Source organism: Megasphaera sp. AF13-6AC (genome assembly GCF_027685385.1).
In the GTDB taxonomy this organism is placed as follows: Bacteria; Bacillota; Negativicutes; order Veillonellales; family Megasphaeraceae; genus Megasphaera; species Megasphaera micronuciformis.
Window position 1 is genome coordinate 1 of record NZ_JAQCUN010000239.1, and the last position, 312, is coordinate 312.

Annotated in this window: 1 pseudogene; it reads left to right on the plus strand. The window is 54.8% G+C overall.

Annotation, left to right across the window (positions count from 1 at the left end):
* A pseudogene (locus PGX78_RS08490) lies at positions 1–312 on the plus strand (molybdopterin molybdotransferase MoeA); the annotation flags it as partial.

Genomic DNA, 312 nt, shown 5'->3' on the forward strand with positions numbered 1-312 from the left:
AGAAAAGGTAAAACCGTCCCTATTCTCGGCTTATCCGGCAACCCGTCGGCAGCGTTTAACGCCTTTCATCTCATTGTGCTGCCCGTACTGCGTCGTCTCCGCGGCGAGGAACAGACAGCTTTACCGGAACTTGATTGCCGTATGAAAGACGGATTGAATAAAAACAACCCGGTCGATCGCTTCGTCCAAGGCACGGTTTCATATGAAGACGGTATCCCCTTCTTTACCCCCTTGGAGCGAGCTACGGCAGGCTCCTTATTCGGACCGGCCCGTGCCGATGCTCTTGCCTTTATTCCCAAGGGAGCCCCTCCG